The organism is Altericroceibacterium spongiae, from assembly GCF_003610805.1.
Lineage (GTDB): Bacteria > Pseudomonadota > Alphaproteobacteria > Sphingomonadales > Sphingomonadaceae > Altericroceibacterium > Altericroceibacterium spongiae.
Genome location: NZ_RAPF01000016.1, coordinates 13,436 through 31,320 on the forward strand (window position 1 = coordinate 13,436; position 17,885 = coordinate 31,320).

Here is a 17,885-nt window from a genome sequence, read left to right on the forward strand (position 1 = left end):
GACGAAAACGCGATTCGCTGCGGACCGCATACACGCATTAGCTTGTCCAGCATTGGCGCAACCAATGTTGCATTCCGCCCAATCGTCCAAAACATCGGAGACTTGAGATGACCGAAAAGGCCCGGCTTGATCTTCCGGTCATTCTGCCCGGCGTCGCGGATACGGCGGACCGCTGCGTGTCGAGATTGATCGCTCTTCTCACCGCGCGGCCTGGCATCAACGACGCACATGTGCAGGCGGGCAACGGCGAGGAGGCTGTCCCCCAGTTGTGTGTCCACTACGATCCCGAGGCAATCTCGCTGGCCCGGATCCGCGAAATGGTGAAGAGCGCCGGTGCCGAGATCACCGCGCAGTTTGGCCATGTAGTCTGGCAACTCGAAGGCATTTCCCACCAACGCCGGGCAAGAACGGTCGCTGATCGCGTATCCGCACTGCCCGGTGTGATCGAAGCCGATGCCAACGCCGCCGGAACGATCAGGATCGAATTCAATCGCGGGCGAACCTCAGAGCAGGCGATCCAGGCCGAGTTGAGCCGGCTCGGAGTGCGCAGCACTCGCACGGAATCGGACCTATCTCGCAAGCGCGGCGATGAGCACGACCATGGATCGGGCGATCATAAGCATGATGAGCAGGAAGAAGGGCACAGCCATGACCATGGCGGGATCTTCGGCGGTCAAACCGAGTTGATCTTCGCGCTACTATGTGGGGCGCTGCTGGCGAGCGGGTTTGCCGCCGAGAAGCTCACCTCGGCTCCCTCATGGATATCTCTCGGCTGCTATCTTGCAGCTTACATCTTAGGCGGTTGGTTCACGCTGCGCGAAGCGATCGATAATCTCCGGCTGAAACGCTTCGAAATCGACACGCTGATGCTGGTCGCGGCAGCAGGCGCCGGCGCCTTGGGTGCATGGGCAGAGGGCGCACTTCTCCTGTTCCTGTTCAGCCTGGGGCATGCGCTCGAACATTATGCCATGGGACGGGCAAAGCGCGCGATCGAGGCTTTGGCCGAACTCGCCCCGCGCACGGCCATGGTGCGGCGCGGCGCTGGCGGGCTGAGCGAAGTCCCTGTCGAGGAACTCGTGATCGGTGACATTGTGGTTGTGAAACCCAATGAGCGCCTTGCAGCGGACGGGTTCGTGGTGGTTGGTCGATCGAGCGTCAACCAGGCTCCCGTTACGGGCGAAAGCGTGCCCGTCGACAAGGAACCGGTACCGGATCGGTCGCAAGCGGCGGCGCAGCCCGACAAGGTGCCCGCTCAGCATCGCGTATTCGCGGGCACCATCAATGGCCCGGGCGCGATCGAGATCGCCGTGACACGTCTTGCCGCGGACACCACGCTGGCCAAGGTCGTCAAGATGGTGAGCGAGGCGGAGACGCAGAAATCGCCAACCCAACGCTTTACCGACCGGTTCGAGCGGATCTTCGTGCCGTCGGTCCTCGCATTGGTCGTGGTGCTGCTGTTCGCCTGGGTGGTTGTCGATGAACCATTCCGCGACAGCTTCTATCGCGCGATGGCCGTGCTGGTTGCCGCCAGTCCATGCGCGCTCGCGATCGCCACACCGAGCGCCGTGCTTTCCGGCGTCGCCCGCGCCGCCCGCGGCGGCGTCTTGGTAAAAGGCGGCGGACCGCTCGAGAGCCTCGGCTCGCTCACCGCGCTCGCATTCGACAAGACCGGAACGCTCACCGAGGGCCGTCCGCGCATCACCGACATCGTGGCCGCGAGCGGAGTGAGCGACGACGAACTCATGACGATTGCCGTGGCGGTCGAAAGCCTCAGCGATCACCCGCTGGCCGAGGCAATCGCGCGGGACGGGCGGCAGTTTCTCGACGAATTGCCCGTACCTCCTGCAAGCGACCTCCAGAGCCTCACCGGGCGCGGCGTGCAGGCACGAATTGATGGCGACGTCGTGCTGATCGGGAAGGCGGAAATGTTCGGTCAAGATGGCGTCGCTGCGCTGTCGGCCGAGATGACCGCGGCGATCGAAGGCCTTCGCGAGCAGGGCCGTACGACGATGATTGTGCGCAAGGGTGAGCGGGACCTTGGAGCGATCGGGCTCATGGACACGCCGCGAGCGGCCGCAAAAGAAGCCATCGAGCGGCTCAAGGCGCTGGGCATCACCCGCATGATCATGATCTCAGGCGACAATCAGAAGGTCGCAACCGCGATCGCCGCACAGGTGGGAATCGACGAGGCGGTGGGCGATCTGATGCCGGAGGACAAGGTCGAGACGATCAAGAAGTTACGTGGAGAAATGCCGGTCGCGATGGTGGGCGATGGCGTCAACGACGCCCCTGCGATGGCCAACGCCACCGTCGGTATCGCAATGGGTGCCGCCGGATCTGACGTCGCGCTGGAGACTGCGGATGTGGCGCTGATGGCCGATGATTTGTCCCACCTGCCCTTCGCGGTGGGTTTGAGCCGTAGCACGCGCTGGATCATCCGGCAGAACTTGGTGGTCAGTCTCGGCGTGGTCGCGTTGCTCGTGCCGGCAACGATCATGGGGCTCGGAATAGGTCCGGCGGTCATGGCTCATGAAGGATCGACTTTGCTCGTCGTCTTCAACGCACTTCGTTTGCTCGCCTATCGGGACAATGGAGGCGGCAAATGAACAGGCGGGTTGCGACATGGCTCGTGGCCATGGTCCCCCTGGCCATGGCCAGCGCCGCCCATGGCGAAACCCTGCGGCAAGCACTGATCCATGCCTATCGCACGAACCCAAGCCTGACGGGGGCAAGGGCTGGGCTGCGCGCCACCGATGAAGGCGTGCCCATCGCCAAGGCGGCGGCACGCCCGACGCTGAGCGCGACCGCCGATTATCAGGAATTCGTGGTCCGCTCCGCGAACAGCTTTTCTGCTCCCTTGCGCGCCGCCAATGCAAACGCAAACCTGTCCTTCCCGCTCTATCAGGGCGGACGCGTGAAAAATGCGATCCGGGCCGCCGATGCGCGCGTCGAATCTGGACGCGCGAACTTGCGCTTCACCGAGGCCGATCTCTTCACCGCGATTGTCTCGGTTTACATGGACGTCCTGCGCGACAGCGCGATCGTCGAATTTAACCAGCAGAATGTCGCGGTTCTCGAGACCAACCTGCAGGCGTCTCAAGACCGGTTCGAAGTGGGCGACCTGACCAGAACCGATGTTGCTCAATCCGAGGCCCGTCTGTCGGTCGCGCGGGGACAATTGGAACTGGCGCTCGCGCAATTGGACGCCAGCCTGGAGAACTATCTGCGCTTCGTTGGCCTTCCCGCGCGCGATCTCGAACAGCCACCGGCCTTGCCTGGTCTTCCCAGATCGCCTGTCGAAGCTGTGTCGCTTGCGATCGAGAACAACCCTCAGCTTATCGCAGCCGAAGCAGATGCGAAGGCGGCACGCTATGACGTCCGCGTGGCCGCCGCATCGCGCCTCCCCAGACTCTCGGCGGTGGCAAGCGGCGGTTATAACAATTATCTGGGCACGCTTACCGGCAACCTTCCCGGACGCGTGTTCCAGCAGGCACAGACCACAGCAACCATCGGGCTATCGGCAACGATCCCGCTATATCAGGGCGGTCTGCCCGCAGCCGAAGTGCGTCGCGCCAATGCGCTCGAGAGCCAGGCACTCGAACAAACCATTTTCGTCGAGCGTCGTGTCGTCGCGGAGGTGCGCGCTGCCTATTCGCGCTATCAGGCGACGCAGGTGGTGATCCAGTCATCCCAGGCTGCGGTGGCCGCCAATGAGCTCGCAGTCGAAGGCGTTCGTGCCGAGAACAGCGTCGGCACGCGCAATGTTCTCGACGTGCTCAACGCCGAGCAAGAGCTCCTCAACAGCCGCGTGCAGCTCGTGACCGCTCGGCGCGACGCCTATGTCGCCGGTTTCACGCTGCTCGCTGCGATGGGCCGCGCGGAGGCACGCGACCTCAATCTTTTCGGCGGGACGCTGTTCGAGCCCGGCTTCAGCCGCCCTTCCGTGAGCGGTCCCATGCTCATGGAAATGAATTCGAGCTCGGCCTCCGATGGCCGAATTGAGTTCGTGCCGACACCTGCCGCACGGGACGCTGAGCAGGGCCCGCCGACGGTCGGGGCAGATGAGCGATGAAGCGGGAGTTGCGACATTGGGAAGTGCCGACGGTCCCGTATTTCGTCCAAGCGGGAAGACGCGCGCGGCGGGACCGTCAGGCGACAATTCTCCCGAACGGAAGCAAGGACATGCAGATCCACGCTCGGACGCCGATCAACTGCAGCGCCCTCCATCTCTGGATCATTCTTCGCCGCGTCGAATGCTTCGAGCGTTGGAACCCCTATGTGACCATCAGATGCGGCTCTCCTGACCCAGGCGCGATCAGATATTATTTCACGAACAATCCGCGCTCAGGCCTGCGCGCCATGTTGACCGGCGTGGCCACGATTGACGATCCGAACATGACGCTCACCCTGAGCTTCGGCACCAGGAAGCATTTCAGGTTTGTCGAGACGTTGAGCATCGTGCGGACGCCCAGCCAGCATTGGCTTCACCACGATCTCACCGGCCAAGGGCTGGGCGTAAAGCTGATGGGCAGGATACTTACCCGCCGGATCGAACCCCTGATGCTCCATGCCGATGCCATGCTTGAGGGCTTCGTGACGCTGTCGGACGTGCTGGCACCGAAGCAAGGCGATGTCGTTCGAGTGGGCAAAGGATCGAAGCGCCAACAGGCGGAGAAAAGCAATGAGCTGAATTAAATTCAGCTCATTGCTGACCAGGCATGTGAAAAAATCGATGTAAGCGGATCGGCCCTGATCCAAGGAAGAGGACCTCGAATATGAATTCGTCCACTGCAGCTAGCCAAGGCATGCTCTGCCCCGTTTGCAAGGTCACTTTGTCAATTTCCGATCGCCAAGGCGTGGAAATCGATTTCTGCCCGCAGTGCCGGGGCGTGTGGCTCGACCGAGGAGAACTCGACAAGATCATCGAACGATCCGAAGCCGCAATGCCATCGCAATCACGTGAAGACGCGCAGCCACGTCCCAGCCGGGCGGGGCACTATGACGATGATCGCCATCGGTCGGGTCACCACGGACAAAAACGCAGGCGCGGCTTTCTTTCGGATTTGTTCGACTGATCCTGCTGCCCGGCGGCGCGAGGAGAGACGCGTGTTTTTAGTAGAGAATGAAACGGTCCTGCATGCCTCGCCGCCAAAGGTGTGGACGGCGTTGACCCGGTTCGACAATTATGAGCGGTGGAATCCGTTCATACGAATTAATGGGCCGCTCGTCTTGGATGGCCTTGTCCAATACTCGTTCCGGCTGAACTCGAAAAAGCGCTTCTTCACGATTGACGCGCGCATCATAGCACTTGAGCCGCAACGACAAGTGACAGTACGTTTTGGATTTGGTTGGCTGATCGGATTTGAGGAGAGCTATTCGCTGGCGCCCGTCCCCGTCGGATCGCAATTGGTCCATAGCTTTCGGTGCATCGGCGTCCTTGCGGGTCTGAGACTCAAGAAGATGAGGCGCAACTTCGGGCAAATGCTCGAGATCAGCGATAGACTGTTTCAACGACACCTCCGACCCGCACGACCATCCAACCCGGCCAAGAAGCGCCCCAGGAAGGGATTCCGTCCAAATGCCTGATGGGATCGATAGAGCTTGGTCCTCCGCAAGCAAGATCGCGGAAGTTAAGGTCTCCATTAGATGAGAACCGCCTTCCCTTTGCAGCCGGGACCACGCCGTGGGCGCGCGCCCCCGCGCCCACGGCGACATCTCCGAGCCGATTGGTCTCCTGGGCGAACTCTTGGAAGGAGGAAGCATGACACGCATATCCGACATCGATGGCTTGCGCACCGGCGGCGCTGTTTCGCGAGGCGCGCTTTTCCTGGCAGTATCCTTTGCCGTTTTGCTGGCGGGGTGCTCCGACAAAGGCGAGCGTGAGATTTCGAATGACGCCGCGAACGTGGCACCGCCACCGGCGATGCCGCCGTCGATCGTCGCGAGCCATACCTATAGATGCGCCGACGGCGGCCTTCTCTATGTCGATTTCCTGCAAGACGGGACCTCGATCAACGTCAGGCGGCAACCTTCCGGCCCGGTGCTTAGACTAAGCACGCCTTCGCAAGGCCTTGCCTATGTGGGCGACGGGATGAATCTGACCGTTAGCGGCAAGGAGGTCAGGATCGACGAACCAAAGAAGGCCTCGCGCACGTGCAAACGCGGATGATTTGTTTCCATGCCTGGCTCATGAGATCGCTACTAATCGCATTATCACTGGCTAACTAGAGCCGCTCCGGAAGGTCTGAAGTATGAATGCATCCGCGCCTCAGGCCACTCTCCGCCGCTTTGCCGGCTACCTTGGTGTCGCCGTTGCAGCCACCATGCCCGCGCTTGTGCTTCGGCTTGCCGGGTGGCGCCCAAACCCGCTCCTGGACGCTGCCCTGTTCGGCACGGCGATCCTTGCAGCCGGTTTCATGCTGTCCTGGGGTGCGGAAGCCGCAGAAAAGCGCGTGAGCCAGGGCCTGATCGTCGCCGCGATCGCGCTGGTCACCGTGCTGCCGGAATATGCCGTTGACTTTTACTATGCCTATGCCGCCGGGCAGGACCCGAGCTCGAACTACGTCCACTACGCCGCCGCCAATATGACAGGCGCCAATCGGCTCCTTGTCGGCCTAGCTTGGCCCTTGATGGTCATCATCCACTGGTTTCGAACGCGGCAGGGTCGGATCGATCTCGCGCCGGTCAACGCGGCCGAGATTACGTTCCTGCTGATCGGCACCGCCTGGTCGTTCACGATCCTGCTGCGCGATGCGATCGGCTGGATCGACAGCGTCGTGCTGGTCGGCATCTTCGCCGCCTATGTCTGGCGAGTCAGCTACCTGCCCAAGGCGGAAGAAGACGAGGAGGACGAACCTGGTCCCGCGGCGGCGCTAGGTCGGCTGTCGCCGGCGCGCCAGTGGGCCGCGATGGCCGGACTGACGGTCGTCGCGGCGACAGTCATCCTCGCCTCGGCCGAACCGTTTGCCGAGGCGATGGTCGATTCAGGGCGTCTGATCGGGATCGACGAGTTCCTACTGATTCAATGGCTCGCGCCGCTCGCCAGCGAGGCGCCTGCGGTGACGATCGCGGTGCTGTTCGTGCTCTCGGGACGGGCGGCGAACGGCCTCGCCACGATGATTTCGGACAAGATCAACCAATGGACCCTGCTGGTCGGCATGCTGCCGCTTGCCATGAGCCTCGGCGCCGGCAGCTTGAGCGCGCTCCCCCTCGATGACCGTCAGCACGAAGAGTTTTTCCTGACGGCGGCGCAGTCGCTGTTTGGGATCGCGCTGCTGCTGCGGCTGAGACTCGGCATGTGGGGCGCGCGGGCGCTGGCCGGCTTGTTCACGGTCCAGGTCGGGCTCACGCTGAACTTCCTCGGGGACGAGGCGCGGACAATTGCAAGCCTGACCTGGCTGTCCTGGGGCTATCTGGCGCTAGCCGGGGCGCTCCTTGTGTTCAACGCGCGGTCGCTCGGACACCTGTTCAAGGTCGGGCTGTTCGCAAAGCACCCGGCGGTCCACCCCGGCGCGTCAATCTCGCCCGTGAGCGGGTCGCCGGCGACATGAGCCGTCAATGTCCTTCTCGGGTATTTGGCCGAGGGTGTCTGCGTCACGTCGGCTGCCACAGATTCGTAGGCATTCTGAGCCTAAAAACATGCCTAACGCTTCATTAATTTTTCCTACCTAGAAGTAGCGCATCGCTCGGCCTGGAGTACCACCATGAATGTGAACGGAGCAGCCGACGTGCTGGCGTTGCGCAACGCCGTTCTTCAGCGCAATGCCGCGCTTCGCGAGGTTGTCTCACCCCCCGCACCGAATGCGCTTCGTGGTCCCGACAGCTCCGCGCCGCCGTCGAGCTTCGACGCAACATTGCAGACCGCGCTTCAAAAGGTGAATGCGCTCCAGGAGCAGGAGGATACCGTTACCGAGGCCTACGAACGCGGCGACATCACCGACATCGCGACCGTAATGCTGATGCAGCAGCGTGCTTCGGTTTCGTTCGAAGCGACCCTACAGGTTCGAAACAAGGTACTTTCCGCCTATAAGGACATCATGGGTATGGCGGTCTGATCAACTATTTACGCTCTTCAAGCTTGAGCCGGAATCCATCTACGTTGAGGACGAAGCGTTCAATGGGGCGCGCGCTGTACGGGGCGTCGCATTGCGCGGCGATCATCGCGCCGCTCGCGCTGCGCTACAGGTAGCTCGGTTCGTGAAGGTGAGATCTGCGGCGCCTTGTGGGGAGGAGGAGGCGGGGACGAGGCAGCAGGATAGCCGCCATAGCTCCCGCCTTCATAGGCATGGCCGCCATCCCAGCTGACGCCTCCGTGGCTCCCGCTCCAGCTGACGCCGGCACCATGTGTCTTACGCTGCGCGGCCGCTGGCGAGACGGCCAGGAAAGCGATGACCACGGCGCCCAATGCAACACTGAACCTCCCACCCATGCTATTTCTCCTATGCGCCGCTCCGCTGTAACGCCTAAGGCTGCGCTGAACTAACGGGTCAATGGCGGAACAGGCCGCCGAGAAAGCCACCCGGACGATAGCCGCCGTGGCCACGGCCGTGACCACCACCATGATGGCGGTCGCCATGATGGCCTTCATCATACCCGCCCCAAGGTGCGGGCTGCGCATAGCCCGGAGCTGGCGCGGGCGTCTGAGGAGGATAGCCGGCGGGCGGCCTCACGGCGGCTTCGTAGGCAGCGTTCTTCTCGATGATCTTGTCGAGTTCGCCGCGATCAAGCCAGATGCCCCGGCATTGCGGGCAATAATCAATCTCCACGCCTTGCCGGTCGGCAAGGACGAGGTCCACGCGGCACACGGGGCAGAGCATCCCCTGCGCCCGTGTGGTCGTCGGCACTGTCTCATCAGTCATGATGCAATCCTTTAAGAATGCCGCAATCCAAAGCCCATCCTAACTGCGAGCGTAACCTTAGTAGCCGTATCCGCGATACCGTTCATGGCGATCCCGCCGCTCGTGCCTGCGCTCTCGGCGCTCCTCTCGCTCATGGCGATTGTTGTAGCCGTAATCACCACCGCGATTGTACCTGCCCCTCCAGGATTGCCGATAGCCGTGCCCCCGATCGCTGCCGTAGCCGCCATCCCTGCGGATCTGATGGTCGTACGAGGGGTTGCCGCTGTGCCCCCTGGAACCGCCATAGCCGCCATAGGATTGGGCCATCGCGGCCGGGGCGGCGAAGACAAGCGCCGCCGCAGCCAAGATCAAGGAACCTCTCATGCTCACCTCCATAGGATGTGACTAAACGCCACGATAATGAAATTAGCCCATCGAAGTTTAATCGCGCCGGAATGCAACCGACAGGTCCTGTTAACACATACCCGCGCCAAAGTGGCCCACATGCTCACAAGCCTTGTCCAAAGCGCGCATGCTGAGCACGTGGCATCCAAGCTGGACAAACAAGGACAGCGATTAGGAAGCCGAGACGTTCGGATACCGACTGTCCGAGAAGTGTCAGCTACTGCAGTTTATCTATTCTCCAATCTTCACCTCGATCGTGCAGCGCACCGCCTTCTTCCCTTTCTTGGCGGCCTCGCGGCAGGCTTGAAGCGCTTCGCGATTGCCCTCGGCGAGCGGATTGGCCGCGACGATCATCGCCCAGCTCGCCGGCGCGGCGCGCTGCATCAAGTGCTGCCCCGCTTCCCATTGCGTCGGTTCGGCCAGGACGCGCGCGGCCACGCGCTCGGGCCATTGCCAGCTCACCGGCATCAACCGCGCGACCGGCCCCGCCAGCGCCGCATAGAGCAACAGGCCTAGTAGCACCCCACCGATGCCGATCATATACAGCCAGCGGTTCTGCTCGTCGGCACGGCGCGCGGACAGCACCAGGCCGCGCAGATCGCCCATCACGCCGTCCACCGCCGATTTCGACGCCTGGGTGTGATTGCGCAGCGTGTTCAACGTCTCCATGACGGAAGCGTTTAAACGCCCTCCCATATTTTCCGGGGTGAGCGTCATCGCGGGGCTTTTCCGCATCGCGTCGATCTGCTGGACCAATATGCCCAGCACCTTTTCGGTGCGCTCCAGCGTCGGTTCGTAATCGGGAATGTCAATGGCCTCGCGTGCGGCGGTCAGTCCTTCGATGGCGCTGCGCAGCAACGACACCTCGCCGCGCAACTTCTCGAACGCCAACGCTGGATCGTCGCCTATCGGCTGATCCTCGCGATACTCGTCCTCGTCCATTCCCTCTCCTATCGGCTAAGGCCGCGATCACGGCCGATCCCCAGATCGTGTGTCAACTGGCGGCCAAGCTCGCCGCCGCTCATGTCGCGGGCACGGTTCATGCCGATCTCAAGCCCCAGCTCGCGGATGCGGCCGCGCAGGATCGCTTCCATCTGCGGATCGCGCTCAAGGCTTTTCGCCATGCCCGCCATCTGCTGTCCGGCCTTCTCACGGCCCGCCATGTCGCCGGCGCGATAGAGCCGGTCGCGCTCGGCGCTGAGCCCCTGCCAGCGTTCCACGAACCGATCGGCGCGCAAGTTCGGATCGGCGCGCACACGCGCCTCCTGCGCCATCACATCCATCATCGGGCCGCTGCGCCCCGCCGCCGCCTGGCGCAGCAAGGCGGGATCGCGCTGCACCGCTGCCGACAGGTCGCGCGAGGCCCCCGGCCTGATCTGATCGAGCGCCTGGGTCGCGCGCTCGAGCGCGACCTTCTGATGCTCGAGCACCGGCCTCCCCGATGCGTGCGCCTGCAGCACCGCCTCGGCCGAACGCGAGGTTCGTTCGACCGCCCGCACGAACGCGCGCTCCTGCGGGCGCGTAGCGCCTTTCGCCGGCTCGGCCGACAGCTTCAACCCGTCGAACATGCCCCGCCGCGGCTGTCGCTCGGCCGCGGCCTTACCCTCGCCGCCGCCGCGGCTGATCGTGCGAGGATCTTCGCCCATCTGGCGCGAAGATCCTCGCCGGGGACCAAGAAACTCCACGCCCTGCCTTTCGGGCGCATCCGACAAGCGGATCTCCCCGGACAATCCGCGCCGCTTGGCAAAATCGCGCACCTCCATGTCCCGGTCGCGGGGATAATCCGACGCCATATCCTTCGCCCGCTCGCGCGCGAGGGTGCGGACAAGCTCGCGCTGATCGGTGAAGTCGTCGCGGCCGTAATGGAGCTGCACGCCATCCCGGTGCCGCGACAGCGCCACATAAGCCGAATGGCGGTCCATGCCTGGGGTGGCGAGCACATGCGCCTGATCGACCGTCACCCCCTGCGATTTGTGGATGGTCGCGGCATAGCCATGATCGACATGGGCATAGTCCTTCAGGTCAAACGCCACCGATCGGCCATCATCGAGACGCACCGCCATGCTGTCAGGCGACACCCGCTCGACCTTCCCCAGCGAACCGTTCTTCACGCCAAGCCCGCGCTCGTTTTTCAGGAACATGATGCGGTCGCCGCTGGCGAACTCGCGTGGCCCCCGCTCGGCCGCCACGCGCACATCGTCGCCCAGCTCGCCGGCGCCGCGCAGCCGATCGCGCGCGGCCAGGTTCAGATCGCGGACCTCGGCATTGGTATGGGTTAGGATGATCCGGGTCTTGTCCGGATCGGCGCTGCGCTGTGCATCCCATTGGTCCACCAGCTCGGCCCGCGCCTCGTCGCGCGTGTCGGCCGCCTGCACCATCCCATGCTCGGCGTAGGCGTGGACGGCCTCGCCGGTCCTGCCGGTCGCCAGCGCCCTGGTCGCGTCGCGCTGCCAGCCCTCATGCTGCCGGCGAACCTCGCTGATCTCGGCCGCGCCGTGGCGCTCGGCCAGCGCGCGGAACGCCGCGCCCGCCTCGATCGCCTGCAACTGCTCGGCGTCGCCGACCAGCACCACCTTCGCGCCCGCGCGTTCGGCTGCCGACAACACCCGCTCCATCTGGCGTGTGCCGATCATGCCCGCCTCGTCGATCACCAGCACGTCGCGCGGCCCAAGCAGCTCGCGGCCATGGTCCCACTGATATTCCATGCTGGCGATCGTGCGCGAGGCGATGCCCGATCCGCCCTCAAGCCCCTCGGCCGCGATGCCGGACAAGGCCGCCCCGCGCACCTGGTAGCCGGCGCGCTCCCATTCGTCGCGCGCGACCCCCAGCATGGCCGATTTGCCGGTGCCGGCATAGCCGACAACGATGGCAATATCCTTGTCGCCGGTTATATGCGCAAGCGCGGCTTCCTGCTGACTGCCCAGCACCAGGCCCTCACTCCCGGCGGTGGACCGTAAGGACTGCTCCATCGCCGGGAGACCATGCCCCACCCTGTTAGCAAGCCGATCGGCGGCGCATTCCAAACGCTGCTCGGTGTCGATCATGTCTTGGCTGGTAAAGCGGTCCTCGCCGCGCCCGTCCTTGCCCAGCGCCACCAGTTCGGGCGCGCTACGCACCGCACTCATCACCTGGTCGAACTGATCCTTGCCGTCGCTGTGCCGGAACGCGAACTGCGCCAGGTCGCGCCGCGTGAACGTCGCCTGCTGCCGGGTGATCGCGTCGAGCGCGATCTCCGGCCTGGCGATGATCTTCTCGCCATTCTCCCGCGCGATCCGCACATGGTCGTCGGCGCGATCCGCATCCTCACCACGATCGAGGCGGCGCGATCCAGCAGGGCCGATCTTATGCTGCGGCTCAAGCTCGATCCCCTGCGCCTCCAACGTCCGGTGATCGATCCGCGCACCGATATCGAGCGCGGCCAGGCGCTCGTTAACATGGTCCGCCCATGCCTCGCGCCACTCCTTCAGCAGCGCATTGCTGTTCCACTCGCGCACCTTCTGGCCGAACCCGTCCGGCCCCACTTCGCGCATCGACAGCATCACATGCGCATGCGGCTTAGGGCTTCCATCCTTGCCGATGTCCCAATGCACATTGAGGTCCGCGACCATGCCGCGCTTCACGAACGCCTTCTCCACGAAGTCGCGAGCGAGCTGGATACCCTGCTTCTGATCCAGCTCGCGCGGGATCGAGAACTCCACCTCGCGCGCCAGTTGCGCGTCCTTGCGCTTCTCGCCCGCCTCGACTTCATTCCAGAGGCACGCGCGGTCGTTTAAACGCGCCGGCGCGCCTTCGGGCAGCCGCACTTCGGAATGAACGACGCCGGCTTTGTTCGAGAAGTCGTGATTGCGCCCGAGCCGCTCATCGTGCAGCTCGGATGCCGAACGATAGGCGGCCGACGCAACCGCGCTCGATCCGTTGGCGCGACTGATGACCTTGGCCGAGAAATGGTAGATCGCCATGACGGTCCCTATACTGCCTTCCTGAGCGCGCGTCGGCAACGACGTATAAGCGCGCACTCACACTCTCTGCCGTTCGCATGATTGACTTCGCCGCATTTCTGGATCGGAACGGTTCCTCGCGCGCGCGATCGTGCTACGCTGCGGCTCCCGATCATGGGCGCGAGGGAGAGAAGATGCGCAAGGTCCGCGACTATGACGCCGAACTGCGGGCGCTCGGCGACAAGGCCCGCACGCTCAAGGCGAAGAAGGTCCAGCAGCTCGGCGAACTCGTCACCTCCACCGGGGCCGATGCGCTCGACGCCGATGTGCTGACCGGAGCGCTGCTCCACATCGTCGCCGAAGCGCAGGTTGAGGGAAACCGGGAGGCGTGGCGCTCCGATGGCGCGGCCTTCTTTCAAGGACGCGGGCGCAAGGCTGGGCGACGCACTAGCAGCAATGCACAAGGCGGAAACCAAACTGGCACAGGCGAGGCGCAGGGTTGAAGCCGCCGCGCGCCGCGCCGATACGAGAGGATGGGTCGTGGCCCGCCGCGAACGCACGCGCCACCTGATCGAGCTGGGCGGCCTCGTCCAGAAAGCCGGCCTCGTCGATCTGACCGACGATGATCGCGCGACCCTCTACGGCGCGATGCTCGATCTCGCCGCGCGCGCCCAGGGCGAGGATGCCGACAACATGCTGGCGCTGTGGAAGCGGCGCGGCAAACGCGCGTTCGACGCGGAAGCGGAAGGGAGTGACGCACCATGAACAGGCTCGATGTCGAGGCGATCCGCGCCCAGGTTCGCGCGCTCGATTATGTGCGCGGCACCCCCGCCGAAATCGCTCTGTGGCGCGAAGGCGATGCCGAAGCCCGCGCCAATCTCGCGATCGAAGGCATGGACCTCGACGCCGACGAACACGCCCTGTTCGACATGCTGCGCGCAGAAGCTGTCCCCCCTCCCCTCGCCACCGCGATCGTTCTCAAGCTGCTCGATCATCCCGACGCCGACCCGGCGCTGGCGATCTCGCCGGCGACGATCCGGGCGGACGGGTAAGCGGCTATGGAATGGTTCCGCCAGCTCGGCCGTGCGCTCCGCAACCTCGCCCGTATCGCGCGCGAACAGCCGATATGGGCGATCACGGCCCTCGTCACCAGTCCGGTCGCGCTGATCCGCCACCTGTTCGGCGTGGTGGTCCTGTTCCTCATCACCGGCCTGGTGCTGGGCCTCGGCGTGCCGCTGATCCTCGGCAAGCTGCTCGGCCTGCCCCGCGATTCCAACATCTACCAAATCGTGATGATGCTGACGGGCCTGGTCATCATCCTCGTCACGCTCCGCGCCCTCTTCCAACCGCTGATCCTGCGCTATGGCGGTCCTGCCGGCGATGACACCCACGGTTCGGCCCGCTTCGCCACCGATCGCGAGACGCGCCCGCTCGCCCAAAATGGCGAAGGCCTGCTGATCGGCCGCGACCGTAAGTCGGGCAAGCTGCTGCGTTATGCGGGGCCGGCCCATCTGCTGACGATCGCGCCGACGCGCACCGGCAAGGGCGTGAGCACCATCATCCCCAATCTGCTCGACTATTCCGGCCCGGTCGTGTGCATCGATCCCAAGGGCGAGAATGCCCGCATCACCGCCCGCCATCGCGCGAAGTTCGGCCCGGTCCATGTCCTCGATCCGTTCGGGGTGACTGGTATCGCCTCGGCCGCGTTCAACCCGCTCGATCGCCTCGACCCTGCCGGCCTCGATCTCGCCGACGACGCCATGACGCTTGCCGACGCGCTGGTCTATGACGCTCCCGGCGAAGCGGGCGAGGCGCATTGGAACGAGGAAGCCAAGGCGCTGATCGCCGGCATCCTCCTGTGGGTGGCCTGCGACGGACAAGCGCAAGGCGCGGACCGCACGCTGGAAGCCGTGCGCGACTGCCTCACCTTCGCGCCCGATAATTTCCAGAAGATGCTCCGGGAAATGTCACGCAGCACGGACGCGCGGGGTCTGATCGCGCGCGCCGCCAACCGCCACCTGGGCAAGTCCGATCGCGAAGCCGCCGGCGTGCTGTCGGCCGCGCAGCGCCATACCCATTTCCTCGATTCCCGGCGCATGACGGCGGTGTTGGGGCGCTCGGATTTCACCTTCGCCGATGTAAAGGCGCAGGCCACGACGGTCTATCTGGTGCTGCCGCCCGATCGGCTCGCCACCTATGCCCGCTGGCTGCGCCTGATGCTCGCGCAAGGGCTGACCGATCTGGCGCGCGCGCCGGCCTCTCCTGCCCGCTCCGTCCTGTTCCTGCTCGATGAGTTCGCCGCCCTCGGCCGCCTCGAACCCGTCGAGCGCGCTATGGGCCTGATGGCCGGCTATGGCATCCAGCTCTGGCCGATCTTGCAGGACGTTCACCAGCTCCGCGCGCTCTACGAGCGCCGCGCCGGCACCTTCCTGTCCAATGCCGGCGTCTTGCAGATATTCGGGGTCAACGATCACGATAGCGCCAAGCTCGTCTCCGATCTGCTCGGCCAGGAGACGGTCGTGTTCGAGACCATGAGCCGCGCGATCGACAGCGACGAAACCGGCATATCGTTCGGCGCGCAGCATGTCGCTCGCCCGCTGCTCACGCCGGATGAAATCCGCACGCTGCGCGAGGATTACCAGCTCCTGTTCCTCGCGGGGCAACGGCCGATCGTCGCCGCCAAGCTCAAATACTATGCCGATCGCGAGTTCGCGGGCCGCTTCGACAAGGCGTGAGGCCGTTTAAACGGTGCGAGGATCTCGCGCCGGAAAAAACGGGCGGCCCTGGGAAGCCCGGAGAGCGCTATAGATGGTTCCGACGCCGAAACCCCTGACCTACGCCCGGAATGAGGCTGGGCGGGCCGGAAATCGCCCCTGTGGGGACGTTTCCGCCTCCCCAGCCCCTCTCGATCGGAACGCCCACATATCCGCTTGGCTTTTCTGGAAAGCCATTTTCGACGGTTGGGCTTGGTGATGTGTTGGCGATAGGGGTGTGACGGTCACGGCATACCCCGAATCAACAAAAGCGCGCCGGCGAAGCCGGCTCATTGTGGGGATGCCGGGTGGGAGGATCGCGTAGCGATCCGGGGCGGCCGAAGGCCGCGAGCCGGCGGGGCGGAGCCCCAAGAGGCGGCGCTTTTCTTCCTTTCGACGTCGCCTCAAGCGGGGTGGTCTAAAGTTATCCACAGCCTCGCTCTAGTGTTAATATATGGGTTTAGAGTCGTGTTACGGGATTTGAGCGGTTTTATAGTACGTTGAAAATAAAGGATTAATTGGCGTTTTTGTAATGCGCGGTGAATCCGCTCTGACGAAAAAGCGAATCCAGAGTGACGATAGGGTGAATCCATTCTGACGATAGGCCCGCCCCCTCCAAGCGTAATCGAAATGACGATAGCGCGGGGTGAATCTGAAATGACGATAATCCGCTTGCGTATGTGAAATGACGATAGTAGCTGTGGCGTTCGTGAAATGACGATAGACTCCGCCCCTTCCCTGTTTGACGCGCCGATCGCCGCGCCGTCCACGGCCGTGGACGGCGCCGATCGCACGCCGCTGCTGCCGGTGCGGCACCCTAACCAAGACCTGTTCATCTGCGATGTTCTCGACGCCATCCCCAAGGACGACATGGCCTCGATGGAGCATCCGGTTTTCTCGCTCTCGACCAAGCCCGACAACCGGATGCGGCGCTATGAGCATAACGGCAACGTTATCGAGATTATCCCCTCGGGCAAGGGGCTGGCGACGATCCACGACAAGGACATATTGATCTACTGTATTTCGCAGCTCGTCGCGAAGATGAATCAGGGCCAGCAACCTAGCCGCACGGTGCGCCTGCAAGCCTATGACATGCTCGTCGCCACCAACCGGCAAACCAGCGGCGAAGGTTATCGGCTGATGGCCGACGCCCTCACCCGCCTGCGCGGGACCACGGTGCGGACCAATATCCAGACGGGCGGTGTCGAGGAAACGCGGATTTTCGGGCTGATCGAAGAAGCCAGAATCACGCGCAAGACGTTCGACGGCCGTATGCTCGATCTGGAAATCACCCTGTCGGATTGGGTCTATCGCTCGGTCATCAGCAAGAATGTTCTGACGCTTCACCGCGACTATTTCCGGCTCCGCAAGCCGTTCGAGCGGCGCATGTATGAGCTGGCCCGCAAGCATTGCGGCGTGAAGGACGAATGGAAGATCGGCCTGGAGCTGCTGCAAAAGAAATGCGGCTCGAACAGCCCGCTCCGGGTGTTCCGGGCCTTGGTCAAGAAGGTCTGCGAGCATGACGCGGACCACGGCCATTTCCCCGACTATGCGGTGACGATGGATGATGACGTGATCCTGTTCCGCAACCGCTCGGGCCTCAAGTCCAAGCCCGATCCGCTCGCCAACGCCGGCGACGATGCGCCCTATATCGACCCGGAAACCATGCACGACGCCAAGACGGCCGCGCCAGGCTATGACGTGTATGCGCTTTATGACGAATGGGTGTCGTGGTGGCACGACATGGGCAAGCCCGAGCTGAAAAGCCCCCGCGCCGCTTTCCTAGGCTTCTGCAAGAAACGGCACGAACGCAAGCCACTGCGCTGATCGCTTATGTGGACAAGCGTTCATGTTCACATGCAAACATATCGACTGATCCGGCTTTATCACTTTCTGGTCGATAGCTACGGACTCGACTACAGGTGAAGTCCAAGAAAGGATGCGCCGGGAAC

18 protein-coding genes are annotated in these 17,885 nt (G+C 63.7%); 13 read left to right on the plus strand and 5 right to left on the minus strand.

Annotated features, from left to right (window positions below; all coding sequences use genetic code 11):
- Window positions 1-107 precede the first annotated feature (107 nt).
- The 8 genes from D6851_RS16740 to fliE all read left to right on the plus strand — a co-directional run bounded on the left by D6851_RS16740 (window position 108) and on the right by fliE (window position 8,054).
- Window positions 108-2,606, plus strand: coding sequence for a heavy metal translocating P-type ATPase (locus tag D6851_RS16740; RefSeq protein WP_024020858.1), 2,499 nt, complete (start codon window positions 108-110; stop codon window positions 2,604-2,606).
- Entirely contained in the window at window positions 2,603-4,072 is a 1,470-nt protein-coding gene (locus tag D6851_RS16745; RefSeq protein ID WP_024020859.1) for a TolC family outer membrane protein, read from the plus strand. The genes D6851_RS16740 and D6851_RS16745 overlap by 4 nt, the downstream gene beginning before the upstream one ends.
- Window positions 4,069-4,695 (plus strand): SRPBCC family protein, encoded by a 627-nt coding sequence (locus D6851_RS16750; protein WP_147395514.1) that lies wholly within the window; start codon window positions 4,069-4,071, stop codon window positions 4,693-4,695. The genes D6851_RS16745 and D6851_RS16750 overlap by 4 nt, the downstream gene beginning before the upstream one ends.
- An 80-nt stretch (window positions 4,696-4,775) precedes the next feature.
- Window positions 4,776-5,075, plus strand: coding sequence for a TFIIB-type zinc ribbon-containing protein (locus D6851_RS16755; protein ID WP_084625449.1), 300 nt, complete (start codon window positions 4,776-4,778; stop codon window positions 5,073-5,075).
- Window positions 4,999-5,586 carry an SRPBCC family protein gene (locus tag D6851_RS16760; RefSeq protein ID WP_031309927.1) on the plus strand — a complete coding sequence of 196 codons (588 nt, stop codon included), beginning with the start codon at window positions 4,999-5,001 and terminating at the stop codon, window positions 5,584-5,586. The genes D6851_RS16755 and D6851_RS16760 overlap by 77 nt, the downstream gene beginning before the upstream one ends.
- Before the next feature lie 175 nt (window positions 5,587-5,761).
- Complete coding sequence (locus D6851_RS16765) at window positions 5,762-6,169, plus strand: hypothetical protein (RefSeq protein ID WP_229668384.1); 408 nt, start codon at window positions 5,762-5,764, stop codon at window positions 6,167-6,169.
- An 82-nt stretch (window positions 6,170-6,251) separates the two neighbouring features.
- Window positions 6,252-7,550, plus strand: a complete 1,299-nt coding sequence (locus D6851_RS16770; RefSeq protein WP_024020863.1) for a sodium/hydrogen exchanger — start codon at window positions 6,252-6,254, stop codon at window positions 7,548-7,550.
- A gap of 153 nt (window positions 7,551-7,703) precedes the next feature.
- Entirely contained in the window at window positions 7,704-8,054 is a 351-nt protein-coding gene (gene fliE, locus D6851_RS16775) for a flagellar hook-basal body complex protein FliE (RefSeq protein WP_024020836.1), read from the plus strand.
- Window positions 8,055-8,113: 59 nt separating this feature from the next.
- Here the strand turns inward: fliE and D6851_RS16780 are convergent, their stop codons facing one another.
- The 5 genes from D6851_RS16780 to traA all read right to left on the minus strand — a co-directional run bounded on the left by D6851_RS16780 (window position 8,114) and on the right by traA (window position 13,201).
- Window positions 8,114-8,428: a hypothetical protein gene (locus D6851_RS16780; RefSeq protein ID WP_120326042.1), complete on the minus strand. Its 315-nt coding sequence runs from the start codon at window positions 8,426-8,428 to the stop codon at window positions 8,114-8,116.
- 58 nt (window positions 8,429-8,486) lie between these two features.
- A complete protein-coding gene (locus D6851_RS16785) occupies window positions 8,487-8,858 on the minus strand; it encodes a TFIIB-type zinc ribbon-containing protein (protein ID WP_024020837.1) in 372 nt (123 codons plus the stop codon).
- Between the two features lie 11 nt (window positions 8,859-8,869).
- Window positions 8,870-9,085, minus strand: a complete 216-nt coding sequence (locus tag D6851_RS16790) for a hypothetical protein (RefSeq protein WP_024020838.1) — start codon at window positions 9,083-9,085, stop codon at window positions 8,870-8,872.
- A 388-nt stretch (window positions 9,086-9,473) separates the two neighbouring features.
- Complete coding sequence (locus D6851_RS16795; RefSeq protein ID WP_031309917.1) at window positions 9,474-10,184, minus strand: DUF6118 family protein; 711 nt, start codon at window positions 10,182-10,184, stop codon at window positions 9,474-9,476.
- Between the two features lie 8 nt (window positions 10,185-10,192).
- The gene (traA, locus tag D6851_RS16800) at window positions 10,193-13,201 is read right to left on the minus strand and encodes a Ti-type conjugative transfer relaxase TraA (protein WP_024020839.1); all 3,009 of its coding nucleotides are present in this window, start codon (window positions 13,199-13,201) and stop codon (window positions 10,193-10,195) included.
- A gap of 173 nt (window positions 13,202-13,374) precedes the next feature.
- Between traA and D6851_RS16805 the strand changes: the two genes are divergently transcribed.
- From D6851_RS16805 to D6851_RS16825, 5 genes are all read left to right on the plus strand, one after another.
- Window positions 13,375-13,683, plus strand: coding sequence for a conjugal transfer protein TraD (locus tag D6851_RS16805; RefSeq protein ID WP_031309918.1), 309 nt, complete (start codon window positions 13,375-13,377; stop codon window positions 13,681-13,683).
- A 37-nt stretch (window positions 13,684-13,720) separates the two neighbouring features.
- Window positions 13,721-13,945 (plus strand): conjugal transfer protein TraD, encoded by a 225-nt coding sequence (locus tag D6851_RS16810; RefSeq protein ID WP_024020841.1) that lies wholly within the window; start codon window positions 13,721-13,723, stop codon window positions 13,943-13,945.
- Window positions 13,942-14,232 (plus strand): hypothetical protein, encoded by a 291-nt coding sequence (locus D6851_RS16815; RefSeq protein WP_024020842.1) that lies wholly within the window; start codon window positions 13,942-13,944, stop codon window positions 14,230-14,232. The genes D6851_RS16810 and D6851_RS16815 overlap by 4 nt, the downstream gene beginning before the upstream one ends.
- Before the next feature lie 6 nt (window positions 14,233-14,238).
- On the plus strand, window positions 14,239-15,915 hold the full coding sequence (locus tag D6851_RS16820; protein WP_120326043.1) for a type IV secretory system conjugative DNA transfer family protein: 1,677 nt from the start codon (window positions 14,239-14,241) through the stop codon (window positions 15,913-15,915).
- Window positions 15,916-16,647: 732 nt separating this feature from the next.
- A complete protein-coding gene (locus tag D6851_RS16825; RefSeq protein WP_120326044.1) occupies window positions 16,648-17,760 on the plus strand; it encodes a replication initiator protein A in 1,113 nt (370 codons plus the stop codon).
- The last annotated feature ends 125 nt before the right edge of the window (window positions 17,761-17,885 follow it).